This window comes from Streptomyces sp. MB09-02B (genome assembly GCF_033794485.1).
In the GTDB taxonomy this organism is placed as follows: domain Bacteria; phylum Actinomycetota; class Actinomycetes; order Streptomycetales; family Streptomycetaceae; genus Streptomyces.
This window is the reverse complement of sequence record NZ_JARGEE010000393.1, coordinates 1-8,306: the sequence shown is the minus strand read 5'-3', so window position 1 is coordinate 8,306 and position 8,306 is coordinate 1. Positions and strand designations below refer to the sequence as shown.

Sequence of the window (8,306 nt, the reverse complement as noted above, 5' to 3'; positions counted from 1 at the left end):
GTCGGGGTGCGCCCGGGGCCCGCACACCCCTTGGCGTAGTTGGCCTCCAGCCCCGGTAGGCTCTGCCAACCTAGGGGACTGCCACCGCACCGGAGGGGCTGGAAGACGTGAACCTGCGCGACACACTGCGCGGCCTGTTGGTCAAGGTCTACGCACGCAGGGTCGAGGGTCACCTCGACCACGCCCAGGTGCCCGAGCACATCGGCGTCATCGTGGACGGCAGCCGCCGCTGGGCCAAGGCCGCGGGCTCCACCACGGTGCAGGGCCACCAGGCGGGGGCGAACAAGATCGAGGAGTTCCTCGGCTGGTGCACCGAGACCGACGTGAAGGTCGTCACTCTCTGGCTGCTCTCCACCGACAACTTCAACCGCCCCAAGGAAGAGCTCGTCCCGCTGCTCGGGATCATCGAGGACACGGTCCGGTCCCTCGCCGCCGACGGCCGCTGGCGCGTGCACCACGTCGGGGCGCTCGACCTTCTCTCCCCCGGGATGCAGCGCGCGCTCAAGGAGGCCGAGGAAGTCACCGCGGACGTCGACGGGATACTGGTCAACGTGGCCATCGGATACGGCGGACGGCAGGAGATCGCCGACGCCGTCCGGTCGATGATCCAGGACGCGCAGGAGCGGGGCACCTCGATGGAGGAACTCGCCGAGAACGTCTCCGTGGACCTGATCGGCAGCCATCTCTACACCGTCGACCAGCCCGACCCGGATCTGGTGATCCGTACGAGCGGCGAGCAGCGGCTGTCCGGATTCATGCTCTGGCAGACCGCCCACTCCGAGTACTACTTCTGTGACGTCTTCTGGCCGGCCTTCCGGAAGGTGGACTTCCTGCGCGCGCTGCGCGACTACGCTGCGCGACACCGGCGCTACGGAGGCTGACACTCCGCGATACGCGTGAGGTGCGTATCACCCCCACCGGGACGGAAGTAACGAGGAGTTCACCGGGACGCCGTCGTACCGCATGGCATGGCGGCGCGTGTTCGAGGGCATAAGCCAGTCAGGTCGACACCCGAACCACGGGTGTCGGATCTCAGCGGGCGGCTCGGGGCCGTCCGCCCGGGAGGCCCTTTGCACCAGCCCGATCGTGCGGTCACAGCACGGACGAAGCAGCGGAGGGCCGGTCACCGGCCCGTGCAACGGCGCCGACGACCGGCCCAGTTCGAACCCGTCGCTCCCCGACCTCATCCGAGGGGGTACGTCCTTCCGTGGTGACCAGCACAAAGCGCCGCATGCCAGACCGGCGCACCTACGTTCTCGACACCAGCGTCCTGCTGGCCGACCCGAATGCTCTGAACCGCTTCGACGAGCACGAAGTCGTGCTGCCGATCGTGGTGGTCACGGAGCTGGAGGCGAAGAGGCACCATCCCGAACTCGGCTACTTCGCCCGGCAGGCCCTGCGGCTGCTCGACGAGTTCCGCGTCCGGTACGGCCGCCTGGACGCCCCCATCCCGATCGGGGACCTCGGCGGCACCGTACGGGTCGAGCTCAACCACTCGGATCCCAGCGTGCTGCCGAGCGGCTACCGCCTGGGGGACAACGACTCCCGGATCCTCGCGGTCGCCCGCAACCTGCAGGCCGAGGGCTTCGACGTCACCGTGGTGTCGAAGGACCTGCCCCTCAGGATCAAGGCGTCCTCCGTGGGCCTCCTCGCCGAGGAGTACCGCGCGGAGCTGGCCATCACGGACGCCTCCGGGTGGACCGGGATGTCCGAACTGACCCTGCCGGGCGAACAGGTCGACATCCTCTTCGAGGAAGGGTCCATCTACGTCCCCGAGGCGAGCACGCTGCCCGTCCACACCGGTCTGACGATCCAGTCGGAACGCGGCAAGGCGCTCGGCCGGGTGACGCCCGACGGCAACATCCGTCTGGTGCGCGGCGACCGGGAGGCGTTCGGCATCAAGGGCCGCAGCGCCGAGCAGCGCATCGCGCTGGACCTGCTGCTCGACCCGGACGTGGGCATCCTCTCGATGGGTGGCCGGGCCGGCACCGGCAAGTCGGCGCTCGCGCTGTGCGCGGGCCTGGAGGCCGTGCTCGAACGGCGCCAGCACCAGAAGGTGATGGTCTTCCGGCCGCTGTACGCGGTGGGCGGGCAGGAGCTCGGCTATCTGCCCGGTTCCGAGTCCGAGAAGATGAGCCCCTGGGCGCAGGCGGTCTTCGACACGCTGTCCGCGGTCACCAGCCGCGAGGTCATCGAGGAGGTCACCGCGCGCGGCATGCTGGAGGTCCTGCCGCTGACGCACATCCGCGGCCGTTCCCTGCACGACGCGTTCGTGATCGTGGACGAGGCCCAGTCCCTGGAGCGGAACGTCCTGTTGACCGTTCTGTCCCGGATCGGCGCGAATTCGCGGGTGGTTCTGACCCATGACGTCGCCCAGCGCGACAATCTGCGGGTCGGCCGCTACGACGGTGTCGTGGCCGTGGTCGAGAAGCTGAAGGGCCATCCCCTCTTCGCCCACGTCACGTTGACGAGGTCCGAACGGTCCCAGATCGCGGCCCTTGTGACCGAAATGCTGGAGGACGGCCAGATTTAACCCGACTACGGCACCAACCCCGGGGCGCCGCCCGGCAAAAGGCTCAGCAGCCTAGCCGGGCGGCGCTTCGGCGCGTAGGCGTTTCCGGGAATCTCCGGCGTCAAACGAGGTGTGACCTTTCACACTCACCACTGAATTGCCTCCCGGTGTCGGGTTACGGCAGAGTCTCATTTCTGTCAGGCCCCGCATACGACACACCTGTACCCCCAGCGGTACGGAACAACAGCACCACCAGGTCAACTCCACAGCGTCGTCGTATGCCGCCCGAGCACCACGCGGCGCTTCCGCAAGGGAGTTGCCCATCGGGCCCGCGCCTCCGTGACCCCGCAGTTGGGAGGCCAGCGTCAGGGGCACGATTGCGTCCGCCAGGGTCACCGAGGCGGGCGATGCTGGAAGGAAACCGTGTGAGCCGGATTTCGGTCCGGGGATTCGCAGTGGCCTCGGCCACCGCGGTCACCGCAGTCGGCAGTGTCGTCGGAGTTGCCTCGGGCAGCACCGCCCAGACGACCACTGACGACGCCGAGGCGGTCGCGAACGACACCACGTTGCTCGCCGACATACCCGTGGGCCAGCAGGCCCAGGTGCAGACCGCGTCCCTGACAGCTCAGGCCGACGCCCAGGCCATCGCCGCCGACGCGAGCGCCCGCAAGGACGCCGAGGAGACCGCCCGTAAGAAGGCGGCCCAGGACGCGATCGACAAGCAGAAGGCGGCGGAGAAGGCCGAGCAGGAGCGCAAGGCGAAGGAAGCGGCGGAGGCCGAGGCCAAGTCGAAGTCCGCCGCCGCCGGCTCGCTCGGTGACATCCCCGTCCAGAGCTCGTACTCCATCGCCGAGATCCAGGCGATGGCCAAGGCCGTCGTGGCCGGCGACCAGTGGACGTGCTTCAGCAACATCGTGGACCACGAGTCCAGCTGGAACTACAAGGCAGTCAACCCCTCCTCGGGTGCCTACGGTCTCTTCCAGGCGCTGCCCGCCGGCAAGTACTCCTCCGCCGGTTCCGACTGGCAGACCAACCCGGCCACGCAGATCAAGTGGGGCCTGAACTACATGGAATCGCGCTACGGCAGCCCGTGCGAGGCCTGGTCGTTCTGGCAGGCCAACCACTGGTACTAGGCCGGTCCGCGCCAGGGTGACGACCACCCGCCGCTCAACCTTCCGAAGCCCTCCACCGTCCTTTGGTGGAGGGCTTCGGCCATGTACGGTCGGAGCCCCCGAGAGGATGCGCGGCCTCCGGGAGGAGCGGTGACCCACAGGAGCTACGGGGGAAGAGGACGGATGATGTCGCGAGTTCCAGGGTGGCTCGGCCGGCTCGGCGCCGGACTGAGCGGGTGGGGCGAGCGGTTGGAACGACGCCGGGCGCAGATGGAGGCGGAGGCCGAGGACTCCGAAGTGGACTCGGGCGGCCGGACCGGCTCCGGCAAGAGCGGGAGCAGGGCCGAGTCCGGGGCCGGCGGCACTGACGCGACCGCCGGGGCGGGTGGCTCTGACACTCCCGCTGAGGCGGGCGGCTCCGACGCACCGGCCGAGGCGGGCGGCTCCACCGGGCCCAAGGGTGCGGCGGGTTCCGGTGGAACTGCGGGTTCGCAGAGCCGGGCGACGACCGCCCCCGTCCTCTACTCCCGTCCGGACCCCGCGTCGGCGGTGCCCTGGGGGATGCGGGTGGCGGCCGAGGCCGGATGGCGGCTGCTCGTGCTCGCGGGCACCGTCTGGGTGTTGATGCGGGTCATCAGCTCGGTACGGCTGCTGGTGCTGTCGTTCACCGCCGCGCTGCTCGTCACCGCCGTGCTCCAGCCGACCGTGGCACGGCTGACCCGGCTAGGCGTACCGCGCGGCCTCGCCACCGCGCTGACCGCCGCCCTCGGCTTCATCGTCATGGGACTGATCGGCTGGTTCGTCACCTGGCAGGTCATGGAGAACATCGACAACCTCTCCGACCAGATCCAGGACGGCATCGACGAGTTGCAGCGCTGGCTGCTCGACAGCCCGTTCCACGTCACCGAGAACCAGATCAACGACATCGCCAAGAACCTCCGCGAGGCGATCAGCGACAACACGGACACGATCACCTCGGCGGGACTGGAGGGCGTGACCGTCATCGTCGAGGCGCTCACCGGCATCCTCCTGACGATGTTCTCCACGCTGTTCCTCCTGTACGACGGCAAGAGGATCTGGCAGTGGGCCCTCAAGCTGGTGCCCAGGGCGGCCCGGCCGGGTGTCGCCGACGCGGGGCCGCGCGCCTGGCGGACGTTGACGGCGTACGTGCGCGGCACAGTGGTCGTGGCACTGATCGACGCGATCTTCATCGGCCTGGGGATCTACTTCCTGGACGTGCCGATGGCGGTCCCGCTGGCCGTGTTCATCTTCCTGTTCTCCTTCATCCCGCTGGTGGGTGCGGTCGTTTCGGGCGCGCTGGCCGTCGTGGTGGCGCTGGTGACCCAGGGTGTGTTCACGGCTGTCATGACGCTGGTCGTGGTGCTCGCCGTGCAGCAGATCGAGGGGCACATCCTCCAGCCGTTCATCCTCGGCCGGGCCGTCCGGGTGCATCCCCTGGCCGTCGTGCTGGCGGTCGCCGCCGGTGGCATGATCGCGGGGATCGGGGGTGCCGTGGTCGCCGTACCGCTGGTCGCGGTCACCAACACGGTCGTGGGGTCGCTGCGGGCGTACGCGGACGAGCACGGGCGGGATCCGCACGACAGCCGATAGGCCCTACTGCCGCGGAGCTGCGTCGGAAAGGCCCGATCGTTCGTGGCGCAGGAGGACGACTCCGTTGCCGAAGGTGCGGGTCTCCACCAGGCGCAGAGCGGTCGGGGTCGCGGTGTCGGCTGCGGGGAAGAGCCTCTTGCCGGCGCCCAGCAGCACGGGGTGGACGTAGACGCGGTACTCGTCGACGAGGTCGTGCCGCATGAACTGGGCCGCCAGTTCGGCACCGCCGACGACCAGGTCTCCGCCGTCCTGCGCCTTCAGTGCCTCGATGTCCTCCACGACGATGTCCCGGACGATGGTCGTGTGCCGGTCACCGTGGCGCAGGGTCCGGGAGTAGACCAGCTTGGGCTTGTTCCGCCAGATCTCGGCGAAGTCGGCGACGGGGCGCGGGGTGTCGGGGTCCCGGTCGGCCGTGGGCCAGTAGGCGTCCATCAGCTCGTAGGTGACACGGCCTTCGAGGAAGGCGCCCATGTCTCTGAGGACGTCGTTGAAGTGGGTGTGCAGTTCGTCGTCGACCAGGTGCCAGTCGATCTCGCGGTCCGGGCCCTCCATGTAGCCGTCGAGGGACACGGACATCATGAGGACGAGCTTGCGCATGGGGGCCTCTCCGGTGGCGTGGGTGTCGCGGGTGACTCGGCTGTCGCGGGTGACTCGGCTGTCGTGGGTGACTCGGCTTGTGAGGGAGAGGATCGCTTGTGTGGGGGCCGGTCGCACGGACGTGGGTCCCGGCGGGGAGTCCGGTCGCCCGTGTCGGCGTACCGATCCAGGGCGCTTCGGATGGACGTTCGAGGAAGTCGAGGGTGGAGGCCCGACTTGGCCACTGGGGCGGGCGCTGGGGAGGACGACGAGGAGTCGGTCCAGGTGACGGGTCGCGTCGGTCAGCTCTCCTCGCCGTCGCTACCGGTGTCGGAGGCGGTTTCGGGCTCCGCCGTGGTGCGGGGGAAGGAGACCTCGACACGGCGGTTCTTCTTGCGGCCCTCCTCGGAGGAGTTGTCGGCGATCGGGTAGTCCTCGCTGTAGCCGCGCACCTCGAAGGTGACGTTGCCGCCGAGGTCGGCGGCGAGGAGGTCGTGGACGGCCTCGGCGCGCTTCTTGGAGAGGGTCAGGCCGTGGGCGTACGAGCCGAGGTTGTCCGTGAAGCCGAAGACGCGGACCGTGCCCGCGCTCTGCTTCTTGATCTCCTCCGCGATGGTCTGGATGCGGGAGCGGGCCTGCGGGTTGAGTTTGGCACTGTCCCTCGGGAAGAGGACCTCCGCCTGGAGGGCGAACGTCACGTTCTCGTTGGTGTCCTCGCGGCGTTCCTCGCCGCCGAGGTCCTCCACGACCGACTTGATGTCCAGGACCTTGGCGGGGGCGAGCGTGGCCCCCTGGGCGAGCTTCAGGCCCGGACTGTTCGCGTCGACCTCCGGGGGTGGGGACGTGGTGACGGTGCCCGGGGGTTCGCTGGGGTCGTCCGCGGCGGCGGTCTGGGAGGGCACGGCGAGGGTGAGGGCGGCGAGCACGGCGAGGGCCGCGGTGGCCCGTGGGGTGAGGGCGGCCATGGTCACTCGCCCTCGGAGAGATCGATGGTGGCGGGGGGCATGGAGCCGACCTGGAAGTCCACGGAGGTGGTGCCTTCGGGTGGGGCCGGGAATTGGGCGAACCAGTCGGTGGTCGCGCCGGTTTGGACGCCGCCGGTGAACCTCGTGCACAGGCAGCGCCCTTCCGTGTCACGGAGGACGAGGTACTTCTTCTTGCCTGTCTGGTCGACGAGGTTCGCGCCCGCGATCGAGCCGCCGTTCTTGACCAGTTCGCTCTCGTCGCCGCGCCACTCCGCGCCGACCCACGGCTTGCCAGTGCCGTTGGTCACTGTGCCCTCGACCGTGACGAAGCCACCACCATCGCGGGCGGCCGAGGTCACTTTAAGTGTCAGGCCACCGGCTTTGACCTCGGCCAGGACTGACTCCGTGGTGGGGGCATCGGACTCCTGGTCCTCGTCCGCTCCGTTGTCCTTGGACGGCGTCGACGATGACTTCTTGTCAGACGTTTTGTCTTCGTCCCCTCCTCCCCCACAGCCGGCCACCGTGAGAACCAGCCCGGTGGCGATCGTCACCGTGGACAGAGCCGTGCGGCCCTTCATGGTGTACCGGAACTTCATGAACACAGCTTCCTCTCACTCGGCCAGACGCACAGAGAACATCACAGACGCGTCAGGAAGGTCGTCCGGATCGAAATCTCCGGGATCGATGTCCACGGGCACGCCGTCGCAGTCCAGCGTGACGGGCTTCGTGGGGTTGGCATTCACGTCGACGGCACAGCGCGGCTGGATGACGGCCACCGCCCTGGCGGTGGCCGTCATGTCCTCGGTACCGGGAATGATCGAATCGCCCACGGTGTAGTCCGTCACCACGTCGACCTGAAACCCCGGATCGCCGCCCACCTCAGTGGGCTGGGCTCCGCCTTGGAGGGTCGAGTCGTTCTGCGCCGCCAGCGCCGCCGCCGCAGCGGTGGCATCTCCTTCGGCGGGGAGGCCTCCCGACAGGTCGAGCCAGTCCAACCAGTCGACATCGCCCGCGCCTATGGCGTCCCCCAGGTCCAGCAACAGTTCGTCCCGAGCCTGCTGCGCAGCCGCCAACGCCGCAGCGTCCGCCGCAGACTGGGCACCGTTGCGGGCGGACGCAGCTTGAGCGAACGCGAAGAAGGCCAACGCAGTGAAGAGCAAGATCGCCGTCAGCCAGATGTAGAGGGGAAGGGTGGACCCGCGGTCGTCGAACCGCCGTGGGCCGTTCAGCCACCGATGACGTTGCTCACGGCCGTCAGGATGGCACCTGAGATCAACCCGTCGAGCCCCAGGCCGTCGATCATCACGAAGATTCCCGCGACGATGATCATGATGCCCGCGTACTCCACGAAGCCCGCGCCCGAGTCCCGGTCCTTGCCGCGCATGCGGGCGGTGACCGTGGTCCTCCAGGTCTCGAAACGGTGTTTCACCTTCATGGCGGTTGCCTTCCCGCGCGATGCCGACACCAACCGGATCACCGTACGTGAGTCGGTACGTACGGGGGGTGGGTCCGGGGGCCCAACTTTTGCTG

General features: G+C 68.9%; 9 protein-coding genes. 4 read left to right on the top strand and 5 right to left on the bottom strand.

Annotation, left to right across the window (positions count from 1 at the left end; translation table 11 throughout):
* Nucleotides 1-107 precede the first annotated feature (107 nt).
* The 4 genes from P1P70_RS35655 to P1P70_RS35640 all read left to right on the top strand — a co-directional run bounded on the left by P1P70_RS35655 (nucleotide 108) and on the right by P1P70_RS35640 (nucleotide 5,235).
* Nucleotides 108-881 (top strand): isoprenyl transferase, encoded by a 774-nt coding sequence (locus tag P1P70_RS35655; protein ID WP_319245196.1) that lies wholly within the window; start codon nucleotides 108-110, stop codon nucleotides 879-881.
* 326 nt (nucleotides 882-1,207) lie between these two features.
* Complete coding sequence (locus P1P70_RS35650) at nucleotides 1,208-2,533, top strand: PhoH family protein (RefSeq protein WP_319245195.1); 1,326 nt, start codon at nucleotides 1,208-1,210, stop codon at nucleotides 2,531-2,533.
* Between the two features lie 386 nt (nucleotides 2,534-2,919).
* Nucleotides 2,920-3,645 (top strand): transglycosylase SLT domain-containing protein, encoded by a 726-nt coding sequence (locus P1P70_RS35645; RefSeq protein WP_319245194.1) that lies wholly within the window; start codon nucleotides 2,920-2,922, stop codon nucleotides 3,643-3,645.
* Nucleotides 3,646-3,810: 165 nt separating this feature from the next.
* Nucleotides 3,811-5,235 carry an AI-2E family transporter gene (locus P1P70_RS35640; RefSeq protein ID WP_413471623.1) on the top strand — a complete coding sequence of 475 codons (1,425 nt, stop codon included), beginning with the start codon at nucleotides 3,811-3,813 and terminating at the stop codon, nucleotides 5,233-5,235.
* 3 nt (nucleotides 5,236-5,238) lie between these two features.
* Here P1P70_RS35640 and P1P70_RS35635 read toward each other — a convergent pair whose 3' ends face one another.
* From P1P70_RS35635 to P1P70_RS35615, 5 genes are all read right to left on the bottom strand, one after another.
* Nucleotides 5,239-5,832: a dihydrofolate reductase family protein gene (locus tag P1P70_RS35635; protein WP_319245192.1), complete on the bottom strand. Its 594-nt coding sequence runs from the start codon at nucleotides 5,830-5,832 to the stop codon at nucleotides 5,239-5,241.
* A gap of 281 nt (nucleotides 5,833-6,113) precedes the next feature.
* Nucleotides 6,114-6,776, bottom strand: a complete 663-nt coding sequence (locus P1P70_RS35630; RefSeq protein ID WP_319245191.1) for an OmpA family protein — start codon at nucleotides 6,774-6,776, stop codon at nucleotides 6,114-6,116.
* 2 nt (nucleotides 6,777-6,778) lie between these two features.
* Nucleotides 6,779-7,372 (bottom strand): hypothetical protein, encoded by a 594-nt coding sequence (locus P1P70_RS35625; RefSeq protein ID WP_319245189.1) that lies wholly within the window; start codon nucleotides 7,370-7,372, stop codon nucleotides 6,779-6,781.
* 15 nt (nucleotides 7,373-7,387) lie between these two features.
* On the bottom strand, nucleotides 7,388-8,005 hold the full coding sequence (locus P1P70_RS35620; protein ID WP_319245199.1) for a pilus assembly protein TadG-related protein: 618 nt from the start codon (nucleotides 8,003-8,005) through the stop codon (nucleotides 7,388-7,390).
* Complete coding sequence (locus P1P70_RS35615) at nucleotides 8,002-8,211, bottom strand: hypothetical protein (RefSeq protein ID WP_319245197.1); 210 nt, start codon at nucleotides 8,209-8,211, stop codon at nucleotides 8,002-8,004. The genes P1P70_RS35620 and P1P70_RS35615 overlap by 4 nt, the downstream gene beginning before the upstream one ends.
* Nucleotides 8,212-8,306 lie beyond the last annotated feature (95 nt).